Origin of the sequence: Paenarthrobacter sp. A20 (assembly GCF_024168825.1) — a bacterium.
GTDB lineage: Bacteria > Actinomycetota > Actinomycetes > Actinomycetales > Micrococcaceae > Arthrobacter.
Genome location: NZ_JALJWH010000001.1, coordinates 1,096,628 through 1,119,976 on the forward strand (window position 1 = coordinate 1,096,628; position 23,349 = coordinate 1,119,976).

General features: G+C 59.3%; 10 protein-coding genes and 6 rRNA genes. 10 read left to right on the top strand and 6 right to left on the bottom strand.

Going from position 1 to position 23,349, the window contains the following annotated elements:
• The first annotated feature begins 80 nt into the window (after positions 1-80).
• From J3D46_RS05285 to rrf (J3D46_RS05300), 4 genes are all read left to right on the top strand, one after another.
• On the top strand, positions 81-1,574 hold the full coding sequence (locus J3D46_RS05285; RefSeq protein ID WP_253465519.1) for a DHA2 family efflux MFS transporter permease subunit: 1,494 nt from the start codon (positions 81-83) through the stop codon (positions 1,572-1,574).
• Between the two features lie 767 nt (positions 1,575-2,341).
• Positions 2,342-3,861 (top strand): 16S ribosomal RNA (locus tag J3D46_RS05290).
• 550 nt (positions 3,862-4,411) lie between these two features.
• Positions 4,412-7,556 (top strand): 23S ribosomal RNA (locus J3D46_RS05295).
• A gap of 145 nt (positions 7,557-7,701) precedes the next feature.
• Positions 7,702-7,818 (top strand): 5S ribosomal RNA (rrf, locus tag J3D46_RS05300).
• The 16S, 23S and 5S rRNA genes sit together here, the layout of an rRNA operon.
• Positions 7,819-8,210: 392 nt before the next feature.
• Here rrf (J3D46_RS05300) and J3D46_RS05305 read toward each other — a convergent pair.
• Complete coding sequence (locus tag J3D46_RS05305; protein ID WP_374110764.1) at positions 8,211-9,599, bottom strand: HNH endonuclease; 1,389 nt, start codon at positions 9,597-9,599, stop codon at positions 8,211-8,213.
• A gap of 189 nt (positions 9,600-9,788) precedes the next feature.
• Entirely contained in the window at positions 9,789-10,373 is a 585-nt protein-coding gene (locus tag J3D46_RS05310; RefSeq protein WP_253465522.1) for an HhH-GPD-type base excision DNA repair protein, read from the bottom strand.
• A gap of 526 nt (positions 10,374-10,899) precedes the next feature.
• On the opposite strand from J3D46_RS05310, the gene J3D46_RS05315 reads away from it, so the two are divergent.
• The 3 genes from J3D46_RS05315 to rrf (J3D46_RS05325) all read left to right on the top strand — a co-directional run bounded on the left by J3D46_RS05315 (position 10,900) and on the right by rrf (J3D46_RS05325) (position 16,374).
• Positions 10,900-12,419 (top strand): 16S ribosomal RNA (locus J3D46_RS05315).
• A 550-nt stretch (positions 12,420-12,969) separates the two neighbouring features.
• Positions 12,970-16,114: ribosomal RNA gene (locus J3D46_RS05320) — 23S ribosomal RNA — on the top strand.
• A gap of 143 nt (positions 16,115-16,257) precedes the next feature.
• Positions 16,258-16,374: ribosomal RNA gene (gene rrf, locus J3D46_RS05325) — 5S ribosomal RNA — on the top strand.
• Between the two features lie 46 nt (positions 16,375-16,420).
• Here the strand turns inward: rrf (J3D46_RS05325) and J3D46_RS05330 are convergent.
• Complete coding sequence (locus tag J3D46_RS05330) at positions 16,421-17,284, bottom strand: LysR substrate-binding domain-containing protein (protein ID WP_231339713.1); 864 nt, start codon at positions 17,282-17,284, stop codon at positions 16,421-16,423.
• A 71-nt stretch (positions 17,285-17,355) separates the two neighbouring features.
• On the opposite strand from J3D46_RS05330, the gene J3D46_RS05335 reads away from it, so the two are divergent.
• Together J3D46_RS05335 and J3D46_RS05340 are read left to right on the top strand one after the other, a co-directional pair.
• Complete coding sequence (locus J3D46_RS05335) at positions 17,356-18,240, top strand: alkaline phosphatase family protein (protein ID WP_253465525.1); 885 nt, start codon at positions 17,356-17,358, stop codon at positions 18,238-18,240.
• Positions 18,237-19,088 (top strand): EamA family transporter, encoded by an 852-nt coding sequence (locus J3D46_RS05340; protein ID WP_253465529.1) that lies wholly within the window; start codon positions 18,237-18,239, stop codon positions 19,086-19,088. The genes J3D46_RS05335 and J3D46_RS05340 overlap by 4 nt, the downstream gene beginning before the upstream one ends.
• Here J3D46_RS05340 and J3D46_RS05345 read toward each other — a convergent pair.
• The 3 genes from J3D46_RS05345 to J3D46_RS05355 form a co-directional block, all read right to left on the bottom strand.
• Positions 19,085-19,918 carry an alpha/beta fold hydrolase gene (locus J3D46_RS05345; RefSeq protein WP_231339710.1) on the bottom strand — a complete coding sequence of 278 codons (834 nt, stop codon included), beginning with the start codon at positions 19,916-19,918 and terminating at the stop codon, positions 19,085-19,087. The genes J3D46_RS05340 and J3D46_RS05345 overlap by 4 nt on opposite strands.
• A gap of 62 nt (positions 19,919-19,980) precedes the next feature.
• Entirely contained in the window at positions 19,981-20,835 is an 855-nt protein-coding gene (locus tag J3D46_RS05350; protein ID WP_231339709.1) for an alpha/beta fold hydrolase, read from the bottom strand.
• A gap of 9 nt (positions 20,836-20,844) precedes the next feature.
• On the bottom strand, positions 20,845-21,741 hold the full coding sequence (locus J3D46_RS05355) for an alpha/beta fold hydrolase (protein WP_231339708.1): 897 nt from the start codon (positions 21,739-21,741) through the stop codon (positions 20,845-20,847).
• Between the two features lie 76 nt (positions 21,742-21,817).
• On the opposite strand from J3D46_RS05355, the gene lysS reads away from it, so the two are divergent.
• Entirely contained in the window at positions 21,818-23,347 is a 1,530-nt protein-coding gene (gene lysS, locus J3D46_RS05360) for a lysine--tRNA ligase (RefSeq protein WP_253465532.1), read from the top strand.
• The last annotated feature ends 2 nt before the right edge of the window (positions 23,348-23,349 follow it).

Sequence of the window (23,349 nt, forward strand, 5' to 3'; positions counted from 1 at the left end):
AATTGGATGGGCGTTTAGACTGTTTTAGTCTTCACCGGCACAGCTCGCCGGACACCAAATCCAAACCTTGGGGAACCCTCATGTCTACCGACGTCACGTCCGACGCCAACGGCAAGCCCGAATCCGGCGCTTCCGGCACTGCCGCCTCCACAGAGGCGTCACCGCGGGTGCACCAGACGCCTGTGTCCGGGAAGATGTCACGTGAATCCGTGACTGTCATTGTCACGTTGCTGGTGGCCACGTTCGTGGTGATCCTGAACGAAACCATCATGAACGTCGCCCTGCAGCGGCTCATGACGGATCTTCAGGTGAGTGCTTCCACTGTGCAGTGGCTGGCCACTGGATTCATGTTGACCATGGCTGTCGTCATCCCTACCACCGGTTTCATCCTGCAGAGGATGAGCACGCGCGGGGCCTTCATGCTTGCGATGGGACTCTTCAGCGGCGGAACGTTGCTGGCCGCACTGGCGCCAGGGTTCCTGGTGCTGCTGCTGGCACGAATCGTCCAAGCTGGTGGTACCGCCATCATGCTGCCGCTGCTGATGACCACCATCCTTACGCTGGTGCCGATGTCCAAGCGCGGGGCCGTCATGGGCAACGTCAGCATTGCAATTTCCGTTGCACCTGCCATGGGACCCACCGTTTCCGGCATCATCCTTGACAACTTCTCGTGGCGCTTCATGTTCGTGTTCGTCCTGCCGGTAGCCTTGGCAGCCTTCGCGATTGGTGCGAAGTACCTGACCAACGTGGGGGAGCGCGAGAAGACTACCCTTGATGTCGCATCCGTGATCCTCACGGTGCCCGCCTTCGGTGGCCTGGTATACGGCCTGAGCCAGATTGGTGGCGCCGACGCCGGAGTTGTTCCAGTGATCGCCCTGGTTGTTGGTCTCGTCAGCCTGGCATTATTCGTTTTCCGGCAGCTGAAGCTCCAGAAATCCGACTCCCCGTTGCTGGACCTGCGTGCCTTCAAGTTCCGCATGTTCACGGTGTCCACGCTGCTGATGGTCGTCGCCATGATGGCCCTGTTCGGTGGCGTGATCCTGTTGCCTCTGTACCTGCAGAACACCCTGCACCTGCAGCCGCTGGAAACCGGGTTGGCGTTGTTGCCCGGTGGTTTGGCCATGGGTTTGTTGGGTCCGGTTATCGGCAGGATCTTCGACAAGGTGGGTCCCCTGCCGCTGACCGTGTCCGGCTCGGTGCTCATGGTCCTGACCCTCTGGCAGTTCTCACGGCTTGACGAGGCCAGTGCGCTTGGATGGGTGATCGCGCTTCACGTCACCCTGAGCCTCGGCTTGGCGCTGTTGTTCACCCCCGCCTTCACCACGGGCCTGAACCCGCTGCCGCCGCACCTCTACTCACATGGCTCGGCGATCATCAGCACCGCGCAGCAGGTTTCAGGTGCAGCCGGCACAGCGCTGCTCGTGTCCATTTACGCGGTGGTCTCTGCCTCGTCCGGCCTGGTGGCCGGTATGCAGGCTGCGTTCCTGGCTGCGACTGTCATTGCGGTTGCCGCGGTTGTCCTCGGCGCCATGATGCGCAAGACCGACGGCGCCGGAGGCCACGGAGGTCACTGAGCTTCTGTTGGTTGGCTTTAGTCACCCGCCTCCTCCTTCCGACGCTCTCTCACCTTTTCGCCGTTTTCAAGCACCGTTCTCTCACCTATCCGCTGGATATGAACAACGCTCTCTCACTTTGCTGGGGGAGCGTTGTTGTTTAACGGCTGAGTGCCGGCTGCCTAGTTCGGTTGAGGGCCCGACGGCGGTGGTTGGCGTTTGGGGTTGGGCTTGGATTGGGGGCTGCTGGCCGGGATTCGCAGGTGTGACGGGCTTCACCTGGTCGGTTTTTGGGCTGGTTGGCGTCTTTTTGGGGTTGTTTTCCTTGTGTTTGCGGGGTTTTTGGGTGGTGTTGGGGTGGATTTGGTGTGGGGGTGGGGCGCGTGTAAAGTTATTCGAGTCGCCGCCGCTGTTGCGGATTGATGGTGACAATCTCCCTTCAAATTGCCGGTTTCGGTGGTGCTTTGGTGCGCTGCTGGTTGGTGTGGGAGGCCCGGGTTCTGGTTTGCTTTGTGCGGCTGGTTCGGGTAAGTTTGAAAAGTTGCTCCGGAGCGATCCTGGACCCTGTGGGGTGTGGGTGGTGCCGGTTGTGTCTGTTGTTTGAGAACTCAATAGTGTGCCAAGTTTGTTGATACCGATTGTTTTATTGATTGGTTGAAATTTATGCCAGTTCTGTCATGCACCCCCGTGTGTGGTGGGCTGGTTTTCAGCTGGTTTCGAATTTTGTGCAGCCGCGTTCTACCGTTATTTCCGGTGGGTGTGGTTGTGTCTGTTTGATTTGTTTTACTTCAACGGAGAGTTTGATCCTGGCTCAGGATGAACGCTGGCGGCGTGCTTAACACATGCAAGTCGAACGATGATCCCAGCTTGCTGGGGGATTAGTGGCGAACGGGTGAGTAACACGTGAGTAACCTGCCCTTGACTCTGGGATAAGCCTGGGAAACTGGGTCTAATACCGGATATGACTCCTCATCGCATGGTGGGGGGTGGAAAGCTTTTGTGGTTTTGGATGGACTCGCGGCCTATCAGCTTGTTGGTGGGGTAATGGCCTACCAAGGCGACGACGGGTAGCCGGCCTGAGAGGGTGACCGGCCACACTGGGACTGAGACACGGCCCAGACTCCTACGGGAGGCAGCAGTGGGGAATATTGCACAATGGGCGCAAGCCTGATGCAGCGACGCCGCGTGAGGGATGACGGCCTTCGGGTTGTAAACCTCTTTCAGTAGGGAAGAAGCGAAAGTGACGGTACCTGCAGAAGAAGCGCCGGCTAACTACGTGCCAGCAGCCGCGGTAATACGTAGGGCGCAAGCGTTATCCGGAATTATTGGGCGTAAAGAGCTCGTAGGCGGTTTGTCGCGTCTGCTGTGAAAGACCGGGGCTCAACTCCGGTTCTGCAGTGGGTACGGGCAGACTAGAGTGATGTAGGGGAGACTGGAATTCCTGGTGTAGCGGTGAAATGCGCAGATATCAGGAGGAACACCGATGGCGAAGGCAGGTCTCTGGGCATTAACTGACGCTGAGGAGCGAAAGCATGGGGAGCGAACAGGATTAGATACCCTGGTAGTCCATGCCGTAAACGTTGGGCACTAGGTGTGGGGGACATTCCACGTTTTCCGCGCCGTAGCTAACGCATTAAGTGCCCCGCCTGGGGAGTACGGCCGCAAGGCTAAAACTCAAAGGAATTGACGGGGGCCCGCACAAGCGGCGGAGCATGCGGATTAATTCGATGCAACGCGAAGAACCTTACCAAGGCTTGACATGAACCGGTAATACCTGGAAACAGGTGCCCCGCTTGCGGTCGGTTTACAGGTGGTGCATGGTTGTCGTCAGCTCGTGTCGTGAGATGTTGGGTTAAGTCCCGCAACGAGCGCAACCCTCGTTCTATGTTGCCAGCGCGTTATGGCGGGGACTCATAGGAGACTGCCGGGGTCAACTCGGAGGAAGGTGGGGACGACGTCAAATCATCATGCCCCTTATGTCTTGGGCTTCACGCATGCTACAATGGCCGGTACAAAGGGTTGCGATACTGTGAGGTGGAGCTAATCCCAAAAAGCCGGTCTCAGTTCGGATTGGGGTCTGCAACTCGACCCCATGAAGTCGGAGTCGCTAGTAATCGCAGATCAGCAACGCTGCGGTGAATACGTTCCCGGGCCTTGTACACACCGCCCGTCAAGTCACGAAAGTTGGTAACACCCGAAGCCGGTGGCCTAACCCTTGTGGGGGGAGCCGTCGAAGGTGGGACCGGCGATTGGGACTAAGTCGTAACAAGGTAGCCGTACCGGAAGGTGCGGCTGGATCACCTCCTTTCTAAGGAGCTGCTAGCAACTGGTTGCTGCGCCTGCATGGGTGTGGTGGTGGTTGTCAGTGTTGCCCATTGCGCAGGCGTCTGTTCTGCGGTGGGTGCTCATGGGTGGAATATCAACGAATCAAACTTGTTTGGCATGGCCTTTACCGGTTGTGTCCTGGTGCCAGTACGGCGACCTGTGCCTCTTTGGGGTGTGGTGTTGTTTGGAACGTGGCCGGGGCGTGCGGTTTGTGGGGGTTGTGTTTGGCGCACTGTTGGGTCCTGAGGCAACAGGACCTTTTTGCAGCAATGCAGGGGGGCACTTCTGGTGTTTCTTTTGTTCCTGCTTCCGGTACTGCTGGTCACTGTTTTCAGCCCTGTGTGGGTTGTGGTGGGTGGTGGTCTGGTTGATGGGGTTGTTGTTTGAGAACTACATAGTGGACGCGAGCATCTAGAGCACGCACGTGGCTGATCCTTTTGGGGGTTGGTGTGTGTGTTCTTACAGCAATTTCTTATGAATGAACCTGGCCCTTGTGGTCGTGGTTCTCTCGAGTAAGTTTTTGATCTTTGTGTGGTCAAGTTTTTAAGGGCACACGGTGGATGCCTTGGCATTAGGAGCCGAAGAAGGACGTAGGAATCTGCGATAAGCCTGGGGGAGTTGATAACCGAGCGTTGATCCCAGGATGTCCGAATGGGGAAACCCCGCACAACGCTGTCATGGTGATTGTGTGACCCGCATCTGAACACATAGGGTGCGTGGGGGGAACGCGGGGAAGTGAAACATCTCAGTACCCGCAGGAAGAGAAAACAAGAGTGATTCCGTTAGTAGTGGCGAGCGAACGCGGATGAGGCTAAACCGTTCCATGTGTGATAGCCGGCGGGCGTTGCATGGGCGGGGTTGTGGGACTTTCCGTTTTGGTTCTGCCGGACCAATGGGGTGAGAGCATGAGCATAGGTGAACGGTCTTGAAAGGCCGGCCAGAGAGGGTGTGAGCCCCGTAACCGTAATGTTGTGTGCCGCCTGGAGAGGATCCCAAGTAGCACGGGGCCCGAGAAATCCCGTGCGAATCTGTCAGGACCACCTGATAAGCCTAAATACTTCCTAATGACCGATAGCGGACCAGTACCGTGAGGGAAAGGTGAAAAGTACCCCGGGAGGGGAGTGAAACAGTACCTGAAACCGTGTGCTTACAATCCGTCGGAGCCAGTCTGATTCTGGTGACGGCGTGCCTTTTGAAGAATGAGCCTGCGAGTTAGTGTTACGTCGCGAGGTTAACCCGTGTGGGGTAGCCGTAGCGAAAGCGAGTCTGAATAGGGCGAGTGTAGTGGCGTGATCTAGACCCGAAGCGGAGTGATCTACCCATGGCCAGGTTGAAGCGACGGTAAGACGTCGTGGAGGACCGAACCCACTTCAGTTGAAAATGGAGGGGATGAGCTGTGGGTAGGGGTGAAAGGCCAATCAAACTCCGTGATAGCTGGTTCTCCCCGAAATGCATTTAGGTGCAGCGTTGCGTGTTTCTTGCCGGAGGTAGAGCTACTGGATGGCCGATGGGCCCTACAAGGTTACTGACGTCAGCCAAACTCCGAATGCCGGTAAGTGAGAGCGCAGCAGTGAGACTGTGGGGGATAAGCTTCATAGTCGAGAGGGAAACAGCCCAGACCACCAACTAAGGCCCCTAAGCGTGTGCTAAGTGGGAAAGGATGTGGAGTTGCGAAGACAACCAGGAGGTTGGCTTAGAAGCAGCCATCCTTGAAAGAGTGCGTAATAGCTCACTGGTCAAGTGATTCCGCGCCGACAATGTAGCGGGGCTCAAGTACACCGCCGAAGTTGTGGATTTCACACATTGCCCTAGCCTTCGTGGTTCAGGGGTGTGGAGTGGTAGGGGAGCGTCGTGTGGGCAGTGAAGTCGCGGTGGAAACCAGCGGTGGAGCCTACACGAGTGAGAATGCAGGCATGAGTAGCGAAAGACGGGTGAGAAACCCGTCCGCCGAATGATCAAGGGTTCCAGGGTCAAGCTAATCTGCCCTGGGTAAGTCGGGACCTAAGGCGAGGCCGACAGGCGTAGTCGATGGACAACGGGTTGATATTCCCGTACCGGCGAAAAACCGCCCATGCCAAGCGGGGGATACTAACCGCCCGGAGCCTGCCCGCTCACCCTTGTGGTGTTGTGGGTTTTGGCCGAGCGCGGGACCTGATCCCGGGAGGTAAGCGTATTAACAGGTGTGACGCAGGAAGGTAGCCGGGCCGGGCGATGGTTGCCCCGGTCTAAGGATGTAGGGTCAGGGATAGGCAAATCCGTTCCTGTGTGTTTCGAGCACAATCCTGAGATCTGATGGGACTCCCGTTTGGGGGGATCCGGTGATCCTATGCTGCCAAGAAAAGCATCGACGCGAGGTTTTAGCCGCCCGTACCCCAAACCGACACAGGTGATCAGGTAGAGAATACCAAGGCGATCGAGAGAATTATGGTTAAGGAACTCGGCAAAATGCCCCCGTAACTTCGGGAGAAGGGGGGCCTGCCCCGTGATGGAGACTTGCTCTCCGTGAGCGGGTGTGGGCCGCAGAGACCAGGGGGAAGCGACTGTTTACTAAAAACACAGGTCCGTGCGAAGTCGCAAGACGATGTATACGGACTGACTCCTGCCCGGTGCTGGAAGGTTAAGAGGACCGGTTAGCCACTTGTGGCGAAGCTGAGAATTTAAGCCCCAGTAAACGGCGGTGGTAACTATAACCATCCTAAGGTAGCGAAATTCCTTGTCGGGTAAGTTCCGACCTGCACGAATGGAGTAACGACTTCCCCGCTGTCTCAACCATAAACTCGGCGAAATTGCAGTACGAGTAAAGATGCTCGTTACGCGCAGCAGGACGGAAAGACCCCGAGACCTTTACTATAGTTTGGTATTGGTGTTCGGAGTGGCTTGTGTAGGATAGGTGGGAGACGTTGAAACCCGGACGCCAGTTCGGGTGGAGTCATCGTTGAAATACCACTCTGGTCACTTTGGACATCTAACTTCGGCCCGTGATCCGGGTCAGGGACAGTGCCTGATGGGTAGTTTAACTGGGGCGGTTGCCTCCTAAAAAGTAACGGAGGCGCCCAAAGGTTCCCTCAGCCTGGTTGGCAATCAGGTGTCGAGTGTAAGTGCACAAGGGAGCTTGACTGTGAGAGAGACATCTCAAGCAGGGACGAAAGTCGGGACTAGTGATCCGGCGGTACATTGTGGAATGGCCGTCGCTCAACGGATAAAAGGTACCTCGGGGATAACAGGCTGATCTTGCCCAAGAGTCCATATCGACGGCATGGTTTGGCACCTCGATGTCGGCTCGTCGCATCCTGGGGCTGGAGTAGGTCCCAAGGGTTGGGCTGTTCGCCCATTAAAGCGGTACGCGAGCTGGGTTTAGAACGTCGTGAGACAGTTCGGTCCCTATCCGCTGCGCGCGCAGGAAATTTGAGAAGGGCTGTCCTTAGTACGAGAGGACCGGGACGGACGAACCTCTGGTGTGTCAGTTGTACTGCCAAGTGCATCGCTGATTAGCTACGTTCGGATGGGATAACCGCTGAAAGCATCTAAGCGGGAAGCTCGCTTCAAGATGAGATTTCCATACACATTTATGTGTGAGAGGCCCCCAGCCAGACCACTGGGTTGATAGGCCGGATGTGGAAGCGAGGACTAAAGACTCGTGAAGCTGACCGGTACTAATAGGCCAACAACTTACACCACACAACACACTGCACGCGTCCACTATGTGGTTCCCGAACAACAACCCGCTTGTTCCAGGAACAAAAACACAACAAAATAACAACACCACAGTTGTAACCACGCTTCCCACCCACCCCACCACCGGGGCGCGGACGGGTAACAAAGTTACGGCGGTCATAGCGTGGGGGAAACGCCCGGTCCCATTCCGAACCCGGAAGCTAAGACCCACAGCGCCGATGGTACTGCACCCGGGAGGGTGTGGGAGAGTAGGACACCGCCGGACAACCATTAAGAAGAGCCCCGACCACGACGGTCGGGGCTCTTCACATTTAACCACCCACACACCCCGTTGGCAGCGATAGTGCTTCCGTGCAGGTGTCTGTCTATCCGACGTCGGCATTTCGTCGCCAGCAAAGGGCCTTCACTAAGTGGAGGCCCTTTTGTCGTTAACCGCGAATTCTGGTCAACCGCGAACGGCGCCTGGCGCCCTGTCCAGCGGAACCCGTGGCTGCCCAAGTATCCCTCCGCGGCATTACCATTTCGCTCGTCGCCGGAACCTTCGTCTGGTGCGTACCAGCGGGTTGGGCCGCCTCGGGGTCCCGGGAAGGGCACGCTCACGGTTTCCGCCGGAGGTTCCGGAGGGGATGGTGCCAACAGGGCCGGTATAGCTATCTATCAGCCCGGCAGAACAGGGGCTTTGGAGCGGTAGGCGTGTCCCGTAGGCGTGCGTATTTCCAGGGTGTGTCTTTCCCCGGGCCTGGTGTTGGCGCTCCAGCCCGGGTTTTCTTTGGTGTGGTTGCAGGCTTCGCAGAGTCCGGCCCCGTTGGCCAGGGTGGTGGTGCCTCCGGCGTGCCAGGGCACGATGTGGTCGATGTGCCGGATGGGCGCGTCGCAGTAGGGTGTGCGGCAGGTGTCATCGCGGGTTTCAATGAAGCGTCTGAGCCGCGGTGGAAAGAGCCTGGCTTTGGAATCCGTTGTCAGGAGATCTCCTGTGGCCGGTGCAGTGTAGAGCCGGCGGACCCAGACGTGGAGCTCGGGATCCCGCGGAGGACCGGAGTCGCTGCCAGCCGAGGGATCCTGGACGACTGGAATCTCCCTGCCTGCACCGCCTGCACCGACCAGTTTCCGGGCCCACCCTGCTGGGACGATTCCGTAGCCCTTCACGCGTGCGGGTTCGGCATCGCCCTGGAAGAGGGTCCGGTCGGTCATGACGAGGTCCAGGTTGATCCCTGAGATCCCGCACGGCGTACCGGTGACCCGCTCAACGAGGGTGTCGGCCATGACCTGGCCCCGGTTCCGGGGATCACCGGCCGAACGGGCAGAATCAGCATGCCGGGTCAGTGCCGCATAGACAGCCACTCCCTGAGCGACCGGCAGCAGCGCGGTCAGGTACGTCATGGTGTCCGGCGCCGGACGCAGGCTCACGGTCCGTTCGGTGGCGGCGTGGCTGGCACGCTTCACCACCGACCGCGGATCGCGCCGGTACGCGGCCGCTTTCGCTGCGGCAATGATCGCTTGATCTCCGGCGCCGTCGAAGGTTCCGGTATCCGCTGCGAGTTCCTCGTCCACGGCACACCTGTCCTCCACGGACAAGCACGCTGTTTCCTTCACCAGCAGCGTCGCACGCCACTCATTCAACTGGCCCGTGTTCAACGCGGCCAAGGTTCGTGGCATCTCCATGACCAAGGCTTTGGCCATCCCCAACAACCGGGACCCACGGTTCGGGGACTCCCGCCGAGCCAACGCCACCTGCGCCCCAACACCCTTACCCCGCTCGGACACGGGCACACCAGCCTCGGCCTGCTCCTGCCGCTGTGCCAGATCCAACGCCACCGCGATCCTCGCCTGCAAAGCAACGATCGCCGACTTTAGGTCTTCCAGATCACGTAACTGGTCAATCAGCCCGTTGCTGTCCCAGGCGGGCTGGAGGGAGGTCACGGCGGTTTTGAGATCCTTCACCAAGCCACCGCGGGGCTGTGGGCGGCGACCGGATGCGACACGTGTAGCAGCGGTGGGCGCGGCTGTGACCGCACTGTTCCCGCGCCTTTCCCGAATCCGCTCCATGAACCTACTCTTCCCCTCAGGCTGCGGAGCCCATAAGGCCCCAACCTCCGTATGTGGAAACCAGGCTCTATGTGGAAATCAGGCAAGCTTCGGCAAGCGGTCGCCTTCTGCCAGGTTCGCCCTTTGGCATGAGGAGGTCACCCGCTCTACGTACCGCGAGGGCACTCGGGAATGAAGCGCTTGGCGGAACTAGGCGCTTGGCGACTTTGCAGCTTTGGCGGCCGCCTTGGCCGCCTGCTTGCTGGCGCGTACCTTGACCAGGGAATCCGCGTCCACAATATCGGCGACAGATAGGTAGGAGCCCTCAACGCCGTAATGCCCGGCGGCTTCCCGCCATCCCTGCGCTTGCAGGTTGCACTGTTTCCCCAAGAGGGCCAGGAAGATCTTGGCTTTCTGTTCGCCGAAGCCAGGCAGGGACTTGAGCCGACGCAGCACCTCTGGGCCGTCGGGGGTTCCATTGGTCCAGATGGCAGCAGCGTCTCCATCCCAATCATTGTGGACCGTCTCCGCGAGGGCTTGGACTCTACCGGCCATGGAACCCGGGAATCGGTGGACCGCCGGCCGCTCCTTGAAGACTTCCACGAAGCTGGCGGGATCTTGTTCTGCGATCATGCCCGGATCCAGGGAACCAAGACGGGTGCGGATCTTCTCCGGACCGGCAAAGGCCGACTCCATGGTGACTTGTTGGTCGAGCAGCATGCCCGTCAACAACGCAAAGGCGTCGTCGCTGAGCAGCTGGTCCGCGGCGGCATCTCCTGTGATGTGCAGTTCCATGAGTCCAATCCTCCCACCCTGCCGCTCCCTCGTCATTCGGTAACGCCCCCGGCCACTTCATTCAGTACCTGCTGTGCTGGCTTCACGATCACGTACGACGGCGTGCTGTCGCTTGGTTTTGGGGTGGGGTGTGGGTGGTGTGGGGTGGGGGTTTGGGGTGGATTTGCGTTGGGGGTTGGGGGCGTGTATTGTTTTCTGAGTCGCCGGGTGCGAAACGGAAAGCCGGAAGGTGTGTACGGTTCGGTAGGCGGCCAAAAATAACTCTTCTTTTCCAATGGCCTTTGTTGGTGTGCTGCTTTTGTGGTGTGCTGCGGGGTGATGTTTTGGGGGGTCTGTTGTTTGAGAACTCAATAGTGTGCCAAGTTTGTTGATACCGATTGTTTTATTGATTGGTTGAAATTTATGCCAGTTCTGTCATGCACCCCCGTGTGTGGTGGGCTGGTTTTCAGCTGGTTTCGAATTTTGTGCAGCCGTGTTCGCCGTTATTTCCGGTGGGTGTGGTTGTGTCTGTTTGATTTGTTTTACTTCAACGGAGAGTTTGATCCTGGCTCAGGATGAACGCTGGCGGCGTGCTTAACACATGCAAGTCGAACGATGATCCCAGCTTGCTGGGGGATTAGTGGCGAACGGGTGAGTAACACGTGAGTAACCTGCCCTTGACTCTGGGATAAGCCTGGGAAACTGGGTCTAATACCGGATATGACTCCTCATCGCATGGTGGGGGGTGGAAAGCTTTTGTGGTTTTGGATGGACTCGCGGCCTATCAGCTTGTTGGTGGGGTAATGGCCTACCAAGGCGACGACGGGTAGCCGGCCTGAGAGGGTGACCGGCCACACTGGGACTGAGACACGGCCCAGACTCCTACGGGAGGCAGCAGTGGGGAATATTGCACAATGGGCGCAAGCCTGATGCAGCGACGCCGCGTGAGGGATGACGGCCTTCGGGTTGTAAACCTCTTTCAGTAGGGAAGAAGCGAAAGTGACGGTACCTGCAGAAGAAGCGCCGGCTAACTACGTGCCAGCAGCCGCGGTAATACGTAGGGCGCAAGCGTTATCCGGAATTATTGGGCGTAAAGAGCTCGTAGGCGGTTTGTCGCGTCTGCTGTGAAAGACCGGGGCTCAACTCCGGTTCTGCAGTGGGTACGGGCAGACTAGAGTGATGTAGGGGAGACTGGAATTCCTGGTGTAGCGGTGAAATGCGCAGATATCAGGAGGAACACCGATGGCGAAGGCAGGTCTCTGGGCATTAACTGACGCTGAGGAGCGAAAGCATGGGGAGCGAACAGGATTAGATACCCTGGTAGTCCATGCCGTAAACGTTGGGCACTAGGTGTGGGGGACATTCCACGTTTTCCGCGCCGTAGCTAACGCATTAAGTGCCCCGCCTGGGGAGTACGGCCGCAAGGCTAAAACTCAAAGGAATTGACGGGGGCCCGCACAAGCGGCGGAGCATGCGGATTAATTCGATGCAACGCGAAGAACCTTACCAAGGCTTGACATGAACCGGTAATACCTGGAAACAGGTGCCCCGCTTGCGGTCGGTTTACAGGTGGTGCATGGTTGTCGTCAGCTCGTGTCGTGAGATGTTGGGTTAAGTCCCGCAACGAGCGCAACCCTCGTTCTATGTTGCCAGCGCGTTATGGCGGGGACTCATAGGAGACTGCCGGGGTCAACTCGGAGGAAGGTGGGGACGACGTCAAATCATCATGCCCCTTATGTCTTGGGCTTCACGCATGCTACAATGGCCGGTACAAAGGGTTGCGATACTGTGAGGTGGAGCTAATCCCAAAAAGCCGGTCTCAGTTCGGATTGGGGTCTGCAACTCGACCCCATGAAGTCGGAGTCGCTAGTAATCGCAGATCAGCAACGCTGCGGTGAATACGTTCCCGGGCCTTGTACACACCGCCCGTCAAGTCACGAAAGTTGGTAACACCCGAAGCCGGTGGCCTAACCCTTGTGGGGGGAGCCGTCGAAGGTGGGACCGGCGATTGGGACTAAGTCGTAACAAGGTAGCCGTACCGGAAGGTGCGGCTGGATCACCTCCTTTCTAAGGAGCTGCTAGCAACTGGTTGCTGCGCCTGCATGGGTGTGGTGGTGGTTGTCAGTGTTGCCCATTGCGCAGGCGTCTGTTCTGCGGTGGGTGCTCATGGGTGGAATATCAACGAATCAAACTTGTTTGGCATGGCCTTTACCGGTTGTGTCCTGGTGCCAGTACGGCGACCTGTGCCTCTTTGGGGTGTGGTGTTGTTTGGAACGTGGCCGGGGCGTGCGGTTTGTGGGGGTTGTGTTTGGCGCACTGTTGGGTCCTGAGGCAACAGGACCTTTTTGCAGCAATGCAGGGGGGCACTTCTGGTGTTTCTTTTGTTCCTGCTTCCGGTACTGCTGGTCACTGTTTTCAGCCCTGTGTGGGTTGTGGTGGGTGGTGGTCTGGTTGATGGGGTTGTTGTTTGAGAACTACATAGTGGACGCGAGCATCTAGAGCACGCACGTGGCTGATCCTTTTGGGGGTTGGTGTGTGTGTTCTTACAGCAATTTCTTATGAATGAACCTGGCCCTTGTGGTCGTGGTTCTCTCGAGTAAGTTTTTGATCTTTGTGTGGTCAAGTTTTTAAGGGCACACGGTGGATGCCTTGGCATTAGGAGCCGAAGAAGGACGTAGGAATCTGCGATAAGCCTGGGGGAGTTGATAACCGAGCGTTGATCCCAGGATGTCCGAATGGGGAAACCCCGCACAACGCTGTCATGGTGATTGTGTGACCCGCATCTGAACACATAGGGTGCGTGGGGGGAACGCGGGGAAGTGAAACATCTCAGTACCCGCAGGAAGAGAAAACAAGAGTGATTCCGTTAGTAGTGGCGAGCGAACGCGGATGAGGCTAAACCGTTCCATGTGTGATAGCCGGCGGGCGTTGCATGGGCGGGGTTGTGGGACTTTCCGTTTTGGTTCTGCCGGACCAATGGGGTGAGAGCATGAGCATAGGTGAACGGTCTTGAAAGGCCGGCCAGAGAGGGTGTGAGCCCCGTAACCGTAATGTTGTGTGCCGCCTGGAGAGGATCCCAAGTAGCACGGGGCCCGAGAAATCCCGTGCGAATCTGTCAGGACCACCTGATAAGCCTAAATACTTCCTAATGACCGATAGCGGACCAGTACCGTGAGGGAAAGGTGAAAAGTACCCCGGGAGGGGAGTGAAACAGTACCTGAAACCGTGTGCTTACAATCCGTCGGAGCCAGTCTGATTCTGGTGACGGCGTGCCTTTTGAAGAATGAGCCTGCGAGTTAGTGTTACGTCGCGAGGTTAACCCGTGTGGGGTAGCCGTAGCGAAAGCGAGTCTGAATAGGGCGAGTGTAGTGGCGTGATCTAGACCCGAAGCGGAGTGATCTACCCATGGCCAGGTTGAAGCGACGGTAAGACGTCGTGGAGGACCGAACCCACTTCAGTTGAAAATGGAGGGGATGAGCTGTGGGTAGGGGTGAAAGGCCAATCAAACTCCGTGATAGCTGGTTCTCCCCGAAATGCATTTAGGTGCAGCGTTGCGTGTTTCTTGCCGGAGGTAGAGCTACTGGATGGCCGATGGGCCCTACAAGGTTACTGACGTCAGCCAAACTCCGAATGCCGGTAAGTGAGAGCGCAGCAGTGAGACTGTGGGGGATAAGCTTCATAGTCGAGAGGGAAACAGCCCAGACCACCAACTAAGGCCCCTAAGCGTGTGCTAAGTGGGAAAGGATGTGGAGTTGCGAAGACAACCAGGAGGTTGGCTTAGAAGCAGCCATCCTTGAAAGAGTGCGTAATAGCTCACTGGTCAAGTGATTCCGCGCCGACAATGTAGCGGGGCTCAAGTACACCGCCGAAGTTGTGGATTTCACACATTGCCCTAGCCTTCGTGGTTCAGGGGTGTGGAGTGGTAGGGGAGCGTCGTGTGGGCAGTGAAGTCGCGGTGGAAACCAGCGGTGGAGCCTACACGAGTGAGAATGCAGGCATGAGTAGCGAAAGACGGGTGAGAAACCCGTCCGCCGAATGATCAAGGGTTCCAGGGTCAAGCTAATCTGCCCTGGGTAAGTCGGGACCTAAGGCGAGGCCGACAGGCGTAGTCGATGGACAACGGGTTGATATTCCCGTACCGGCGAAAAACCGCCCATGCCAAGCGGGGGATACTAACCGCCCGGAGCCTGCCCGCTCACCCTTGTGGTGTTGTGGGTTTTGGCCGAGCGCGGGACCTGATCCCGGGAGGTAAGCGTATTAACAGGTGTGACGCAGGAAGGTAGCCGGGCCGGGCGATGGTTGCCCCGGTCTAAGGATGTAGGGTCAGGGATAGGCAAATCCGTTCCTGTGTGTTTCGAGCACAATCCTGAGATCTGATGGGACTCCCGTTTGGGGGGATCCGGTGATCCTATGCTGCCAAGAAAAGCATCGACGCGAGGTTTTAGCCGCCCGTACCCCAAACCGACACAGGTGATCAGGTAGAGAATACCAAGGCGATCGAGAGAATTATGGTTAAGGAACTCGGCAAAATGCCCCCGTAACTTCGGGAGAAGGGGGGCCTGCCCCGTGATGGAGACTTGCTCTCCGTGAGCGGGTGTGGGCCGCAGAGACCAGGGGGAAGCGACTGTTTACTAAAAACACAGGTCCGTGCGAAGTCGCAAGACGATGTATACGGACTGACTCCTGCCCGGTGCTGGAAGGTTAAGAGGACCGGTTAGCCACTTGTGGCGAAGCTGAGAATTTAAGCCCCAGTAAACGGCGGTGGTAACTATAACCATCCTAAGGTAGCGAAATTCCTTGTCGGGTAAGTTCCGACCTGCACGAATGGAGTAACGACTTCCCCGCTGTCTCAACCATAAACTCGGCGAAATTGCAGTACGAGTAAAGATGCTCGTTACGCGCAGCAGGACGGAAAGACCCCGAGACCTTTACTATAGTTTGGTATTGGTGTTCGGAGTGGCTTGTGTAGGATAGGTGGGAGACGTTGAAACCCGGACGCCAGTTCGGGTGGAGTCATCGTTGAAATACCACTCTGGTCACTTTGGACATCTAACTTCGGCCCGTGATCCGGGTCAGGGACAGTGCCTGATGGGTAGTTTAACTGGGGCGGTTGCCTCCTAAAAAGTAACGGAGGCGCCCAAAGGTTCCCTCAGCCTGGTTGGCAATCAGGTGTCGAGTGTAAGTGCACAAGGGAGCTTGACTGTGAGAGAGACATCTCAAGCAGGGACGAAAGTCGGGACTAGTGATCCGGCGGTACATTGTGGAATGGCCGTCGCTCAACGGATAAAAGGTACCTCGGGGATAACAGGCTGATCTTGCCCAAGAGTCCATATCGACGGCATGGTTTGGCACCTCGATGTCGGCTCGTCGCATCCTGGGGCTGGAGTAGGTCCCAAGGGTTGGGCTGTTCGCCCATTAAAGCGGTACGCGAGCTGGGTTTAGAACGTCGTGAGACAGTTCGGTCCCTATCCGCTGCGCGCGCAGGAAATTTGAGAAGGGCTGTCCTTAGTACGAGAGGACCGGGACGGACGAACCTCTGGTGTGTCAGTTGTACTGCCAAGTGCATCGCTGATTAGCTACGTTCGGATGGGATAACCGCTGAAAGCATCTAAGCGGGAAGCTCGCTTCAAGATGAGATTTCCATACACATTTATGTGTGAGAGGCCCCCAGCCAGACCACTGGGTTGATAGGCCGGATGTGGAAGCGAGGACTAAAGACTCGTGAAGCTGACCGGTACTAATAGGCCAACAACTTACACCACACAACACACTGCACGCGTCCACTATGTGGTTCCCGAACAACAACCCGCTTGTTCCAGGAACAAAAACACAACAAAATAACAACACCACAGTTGTAACCACACTTCCCACCCACCCCACCCGGGGCGCGGACGGGTAACAAAGTTACGGCGGTCATAGCGTGGGGGAAACGCCCGGTCCCATTCCGAACCCGGAAGCTAAGACCCACAGCGCCGATGGTACTGCACCCGGGAGGGTGTGGGAGAGTAGGACACCGCCGGACAACCATTAAGAAGAGCCCCGACCACGACGGTCGGGGCTCTTCACATTTAACCACCCACACACCCCAACACAGCGTCCACTACATGGCTTCGTTGATTATCTGCCCGATAGACCAGATACTCCGTGATGGGCGGTATCCGGTCGCCGAAGTCGAGCAGGACCAGGCGGGGATCATCGTTGAATTCGTCCTCGGCGATCACGCCAACGCCGAGGCCGGCGATCACCGCAGCATGGACTGCTTCCCTGCTGTCCGTTTCAAGGAGCTCGGTGGGCTTGAGGTGAGCTGCCTGGAGCGCGGTCTCGATGGACCTCCGGGTGATCGAGCCGGGCTCGCGGATGATCAACGGGTGATGTACCAAATCACGGAGCTTGATCACTTTGGCGCCAGCCAGGGCATGGTCGTGCCGTACGAACGCTACAAGGTCCTGGGTGCCCAAGGTGCGGCCGATCAGGTCCGGGTGGGGTGTTTCGTCCGCGATGATGCCGACGTCCACCGTGCCGGCCAATACTCGTTTGCGTATCTCTGCGGAGTTGCCGCTGACGAGTTGGATGCTGACGCCGGGATTCCGGCGTCGGAACGCGCTGAGGACACCTACTGCGTTGATAGGTGCATCGGTGCCGAACCGCAGTTCTCCTTGCATCACCTGACGAGCTTTGGCCAGTACCGCTTCGGCTTCCATTTCCGCTGCAAACAGCTTGGACGTGACTGCGAACAGTTTTTGCCCCAACACTGTCAGTTCCACGGAACGTCCGGCCCGCTGCAACAGACGTACCTCGTGCTGCCCCTCCAAGAGGCGGACCTGCTCTGAAAGGGTCGGTTGGCTCACGCCTGCCGACGCGGCCGCTGCCACATAACTTCCATGTGTAGCGACGTAGTGGAACGCCCGGAGATGTGTCAGATTCATAGGCATGACCTAAGTCTGCTATAGATCTCAACGGTCGTTTCAATACGTAGCTGGCTAATCCACGTACCGTCGTGGGTGTGAAGAATGAACCCCACATCTTGGTAGTAGGCATCGACGGCGTCCGCTACGACTCGCTCAGGTCCGCGGCCACTCCCGCGTTGGACCGGATTGCCGATCAAGGATTTCTGGTCCCTGTGCGCGTCCACCACAAGAATGCCACCATTTCCGGTCCGGTGTGGGCCACAGTTGCAACGGGTGTCTACGCGGATCGGCACAAGGTGACAGGCAATAGCCACCACCCGGCCGAGCTCGACTCCCTCCCGGACTTCACGGCGGCACTTCGCGCCGCCCGTCCGGAATTGCAAACGATGATCGCCGTCAGTTGGCATCCGCTGGCGATTCGAAGCGAATGTGGACCTATCTTCACCTCCCGGGGCTGGGTGCCGACGCCCGACCCTGAAGAAGCGAACGACGCCGACAGTTGGACAAGTGCCGATGACGCCGTTGCAGAGTACGCGTCGGCGCGCATAAGGCACGAGGACCTCGCGGCATCCTTCGTATATTTTGGCGAGGCCGACGTCGAGGCCCACAACCACGGAACGGGCGATGGATACCTTGCAGCCATTCAACGCTGCGATGCTCGCCTTAACACCCTGCTCGACGCGATTGCGGCGAGGCCCAACCGGGCAGGCGAAGACTGGACGGTCATTGTCGTTACCGACCACGGCCACCTCGACGCCGGCGGCCATGGCGGAGAAACCGAAGCAGAGCGCACCGCCTGGATCGGGGCTGACGGCGCAGCCCTGCCCCGGCATGTCACAACCGTGGATCACGCGGACATCTTTCCCCAGGTCCTTGCCACTTTCGGCGTGGCCGCAGATGACACTGAAGGCGTCATCTTCGGTGCCCGACAGGAGACTCCGCCCGGGGCGATGGTCCCGGTTACGGCAGCTCACCGTTGACCCTCACGGTGACGGCGGCCGTCCTCCTGGCAGCGGTCCTGCACAGTGTCTGGAATGCGCTGGCCAAGGCCATCCCGGACCGCCTTGCATCGTCCACCATGATTGCCCTGGCCTACTTAGTGTCAGGCATCGCGGGGGCAGCGATCTTCGGAGTTCCCCTGCAACAGTCGTGGCCCTTCGTCCTCGCTTCGGCGGCCCTGCAGACCTGTTACCTCATCCTCTTGACCACGTCCTACAGGCACGGCGACTTCTCCAAGGTCTATCCATTGGCGCGTGGCCTCGCCGTCCTTCTGGTGACGGCAGTCGCCACCACTTTCCTGGCGGAGCACCTGAGCCTGTGGCAGCTGGCCGGAGTGGCAGTCGTCGCGGGTTCGCTGCTGGGCTTGGCTGTCACCGGCCACGGCAAGGAGGCCACCACACACCGCAAGGGCACCCTTTTCGCTGTGCTCACGGGCGCTGCCATAGCGGCCTATACATTGGTGGATGGCGTCGGAGTCCGCCAGTCCGGTGACCCGATGGCCTATATCTCGTGGCTGTTCCTGTTGCAGGGTTTGCTGATCCCCGTGGTCTGTTGGCGCATGGCGTCGGACCGCCGTTCATTCCCGCGACGAGTGGCCCGGTACTGGAAGCCGGGATTCATTGGCGGGCTGGTGTCCATGCTGGCCTACGGGATCGTGGTGTGGGCGCAGAGCCTGGCACCCCTGGCCTTGGTGTCGGCTTTACGCGAGACCAGCGTGCTGTTGGCAGGGGTTATTGGAGCGGTGTTCTTCAACGAAAGATTCAGCCGGCTCAGGCTGGGCCTGACGGTCGTTGCTGTGGCCGGTATCGCGGCCATTCAACTCGGCTAGCCCGAGAAGAACTCCGACAACTCCGAGACCAGCTTGTCCGGCGCCTTGATCGGGCCATCGTGCCCGAAGCCGGGGAGAATGCTGTAGCTGGAACCGGACAGGACGTCGTGGATCTGGCCGCACGCGACTCCGAAATAAGAGGGGCTCTTTTCGCCTACCACGATCAGCGTTTCCAGCGGCAGGTCCAGGAAGGGCTCGGCGGGCATGTCGGCTGCGATGACCGCCTTTATTTCACGCACACCGCAGGTCATCAGCTCCCGCATCTGCTTGCCCAGGGGCGTACCGGCCGCCAGTTTGTTCGCCAGGGTCAACATGGACAACGGCATGCGCGCGAAGGCGCCGCCGGTTTCCACTCCCTTGATCAGGACGGCGAGGGCGCGATCGTAGTCTCCCGCCGCCGTCGCGCGTTCGTAATCGGGCGTCCAGTCGGCCTTGACGCTGTGGTTGACGGAAACGGCGGGGTCGTAGACGGCCAATCGCTCCACCGGGAGGGTCCGCGCCGCGTGCAGTGCCACAGCGCCGCCGAAGCTATGCCCAAAGACGTCCGTGCTGGACGTGTGCTTCATGACGGCGTCGAGGTCGCGGATGTCCGCTTCCAGCGTGTAATCCTCCGCCTGGGGGGAAGAATCGCCGCGCCCGCGTCGGTTGAAGGTATGGACTGGACGGCCAAGGGCTTCGCTCAGTTTCTGGGCGAAACGCGTGTAATCGGAGGCCGTCACCATGGAGGCAGGAACGACGACGACGCCGGAACCTGCCGCTGCCAGCCCACCACCGGTGGTGAGTACTTCGAGGTGTCCGCCGTCGGCTGTGATGATGATGTCGCGCGTCATGACTCGAGCCTAACCGAGCGACCTGAATGCGGGCAGCATGCCGTCCCTGATGTGGACAGCAGTCAGCCCTTGAAGTAGTCCGAGATATCAGAGACGAGCTCATTGACGGCCGCGGGAATGGAGCCATGGAACCCTTTCGGAGAGACCTCCAAAGTGCTGCCATGGACGGCCCTGTTCAGCCGCGCGGCGGTGACTTTGTAGAACTGCGGGCTCTTCTTACCCACCATGAAATGCGTGCTGGAGGGGAGGCCGGAGAAGTCCCGGGGTGTTTCGGCTTCTTCAAAAGCAGCCTTGAGCTCGCCGACTCCGGAGGGCATGAGTTCCCGGAAGAGCTTGTTGACTTTGGTCCGCGAAACCACTGCCATGAGGCCCACCAGGATGGGCTCCGGGACCCGGGCAAGGGCAGTTCCGGGATGCATGCCCCGTTTCATCCGGGCCATTGCGCGGTTGATGTCGCCCTTGTTGACGGAATCCGCGAATCCGGCCAGCCAGTCCGTATCCATGCTTCCGTCGATATTCACGGCGGCGTCGTAAACAGCGAGCTTGTCCGGCTGGTGGTGCGTTCCGGCGAAGGCCTGGGCCGCGTTCAAGGCAACTGATCCCCCCAGGCTGTGGCCGAAGATATTCCGGGCCCCGGTGGCGTCCATGATGGTCCGGACGTCCGCGATCTCCGTAGCCATGGAGTAGTTGTGCGGCTGATCGGTGGACTTGCCCCGGCCCCGGCGGTCGTAGACGTCAACGGCCCAGCCATCACCCAGGCCTTTTGCCAACGCTATGGAGAACGGCCGATAAATGAGCGCCGTGAGGAACGCGCCGCCGATGAGCACCACCCGACGCTCCCCGGGTGCGTCTTCCGTGCCGTAGCTGTACAAGGCGAGCCTGCCGCCGTCGTGCGTCTTGATATCGCGTTCCCTCACCGGAACATCCTAGGCGGCCCCGGCTGGTTCCCCGTGGAGTTGGTTCCCGGAAAGGAATCTGGCGATGCGGGCCGCGAGCCGCCTGCCGGGCCGCAACGGACCTTCGTGGAACTGCAACGGCACAACGGCGAAGTCAATCGCGGGCACGGCTCCGGCCAGGGTGCGCCCGGTCTCTGCGAAGTACGAAGGACTCCAACCGCCGCTGAGCATCAGCGTGGGGGTAGAGAGTTTCAAAAAGTCGTGAAGGTTCGCATCGGCGTCGAGGACCGCCCGCATCTCGGTGACGGCGGTGGGAAGCAGCGAACGCATCTCCAAGCCCAGCCGGGTCCTGGCGGAGAGGACGCTGAGCGTGCGCAGCGCGCCCATGGGCAGGTAGGAAATCGGCCCCGCGGTTCCCAAGCCCTGGACCAGGTGCGCCCACGCATGATCCAGTTGTCCGGCCGTTACAGCTTCTTCGAGCTCGGGCCGCCAGCGGCTGCTGAGGTTGCCGGACAGTGACACCGCGGCGTCGTAGGTCACCAGCTTGCTGATCCTGGCCTGCCTCGCAGCTTGCAGCGCCACGAATCCGCCGTAGCTGTGCGCCACAACATCGGTTGAGCCACTCTTCTCCATCACCGCGTGGAGGTCCGCGATCTCGGTTTCAACCGAATAGCCGGGCGGCTGCGGCGCGGACTGTCCCCGGCCGCGTCGGTTGTAGCTGTGAACCGGCCGGTCCAGCAGGACGCCCAACGTCCGCGCGAACGGCCAGTACAAGGAATCGGTCACCAAGGTGCCGTGGACAAGCACGACGCCGGGCCGTTCGGCGGGTGCCTTCGAGCCGGGAATGGAAGCAGCCGACGCCGGCCGGAACGTGTGCACCTCAAGCTGGCCGCCGCCGTCGTCCGTTTCCACCGTCCATGTCTCCACAGCCCCGAGTCTATGCGTTTGCTTGATCCGGAGGCCCGGAAGTAAAGGCCCGTAATCACCGGTAAACTTAAGGACTGTGACTTCCGCAAACACCTCAGCCCTGAACACCTCCGCAGAGCCCATCGACGCCAGCGAGCAAATGCGCATCCGTATGGAGAAGCGCGCCAAGCTGATCGAGCGCGGCACTGAGGCGTATCCGGTGGGTGTTGAACGGACCCATTCCCTCAGCGAAATCCGCGGGAAGTACGCGCACCTGGAAGCCGATGAGACCACCGGCGATATCGTGGGCGTCACCGGCCGCGTGGTGTTCGTCCGCAACACCGGCAAGCTGTGCTTCGCCACCCTCCAGGAGGGCGGCGTGGACGGCAAGGGCGTACGCCTTCAGGCAATGCTGAGCCTCGCGAACGTCGGTGAGGAAGCACTCGCCGAGTGGAAGGCCCTGGTTGACCTGGGCGACCACGTGTTCATCAAGGGCGAGGTCATCTCTTCCCGCCGCGGTGAGCTGTCCGTCATGGCCGATTCGTGGTCCATGGCCTCCAAAGCCCTCCGTCCCCTCCCGGTCCTGCACGCGGAACTGAACGAGGAAACCCGCGTTCGCCAACGTTACGTGGACCTTATGGTCCGCGACGAAGCCCGCGAAATGGTCTACAAGCGCGCTGCCATCACCCGCTCTGTGCGCGACACCCTGGACCGCCACGGCTACGTGGAGGTCGAAACCCCCATCCTGCAGCTGGTCCATGGCGGTGCCACGGCCCGCCCGTTCGAAACGCATATGAATGCCTTCGACCAGAAGATGACGCTGCGCATCGCTACCGAACTCTTCCTCAAGCGCGCCGTCGTTGGTGGCATTGACCGCGTGTATGACATGGGCAGGGTCTTCCGCAACGAAGGCGTGGACTCCACGCACAGCCCCGAATTCACCACCCTTGAATGCTACGAAGCGTGGGCGGACCAGTTCGTCATGGCTGAGCGCATGAAGGAAATCATCTTGAATGTGGCCGACGTGGTTGGCACGCGCACTATTCAGACTGACGCCGGCGAGATCAACCTCGACGGCGAATGGGCCTGGGTTTCGGTGTACCCGGGTATTTCCGAAGCAGTAGGCGTGGAAATTACTCCCGACACCACGGTGGAGGAACTGCTGGCCATTGCCGCCAAGCATGAGGTCAAAGTGGACCCCAAGTGGGATGCCGAGAAGATCGTGGTTGAGCTGTTCGGCGAGATCGTGGAACCCACCCTCCTGAACCCCACGTTCGTCTATGACTACCCGCCCTCTGCCCAGCCGCTGGCCCGCCCGCACCGTGAAGACGGCCGGCTCATCGAAGCCTGGGACCTGATCATTGGTGGGATGGAGCGCGGCACCGCTTTCTCGGAACTCATTGACCCCGTGATCCAGCGTGAGCGCCTCACGGAGCAGTCCCGCCGCTCCGCCGCAGGGGATGAGGAAGCCATGCAGCTGGACGAGGACTTCCTCCGCGCCCTCGAATACGGTGCGCCGCCCATGGGTGGCATCGGGCTCGGCATAGACCGCTTGGTCATGTTGTTCACGGGTGCCGGCATCCGCGAAACCATCCTCTTCCCCTTGCTGAAGCCTGAAGGACACTGACC

Coding starts and splice junctions, on each gene's coding strand:
- J3D46_RS05285 (WP_253465519.1), top strand. CDS start 81: ATGTCTACCGACGTCACGTCCGACGCCAACGGCAAGCCCGAATCCGGC.
- J3D46_RS05305 (WP_374110764.1), bottom strand. CDS start 9,599: ATGGAGCGGATTCGGGAAAGGCGCGGGAACAGTGCGGTCACAGCCGCG.
- J3D46_RS05310 (WP_253465522.1), bottom strand. CDS start 10,373: ATGGAACTGCACATCACAGGAGATGCCGCCGCGGACCAGCTGCTCAGC.
- J3D46_RS05330 (WP_231339713.1), bottom strand. CDS start 17,284: ATGCCTATGAATCTGACACATCTCCGGGCGTTCCACTACGTCGCTACA.
- J3D46_RS05345 (WP_231339710.1), bottom strand. CDS start 19,918: ATGACGCGCGACATCATCATCACAGCCGACGGCGGACACCTCGAAGTA.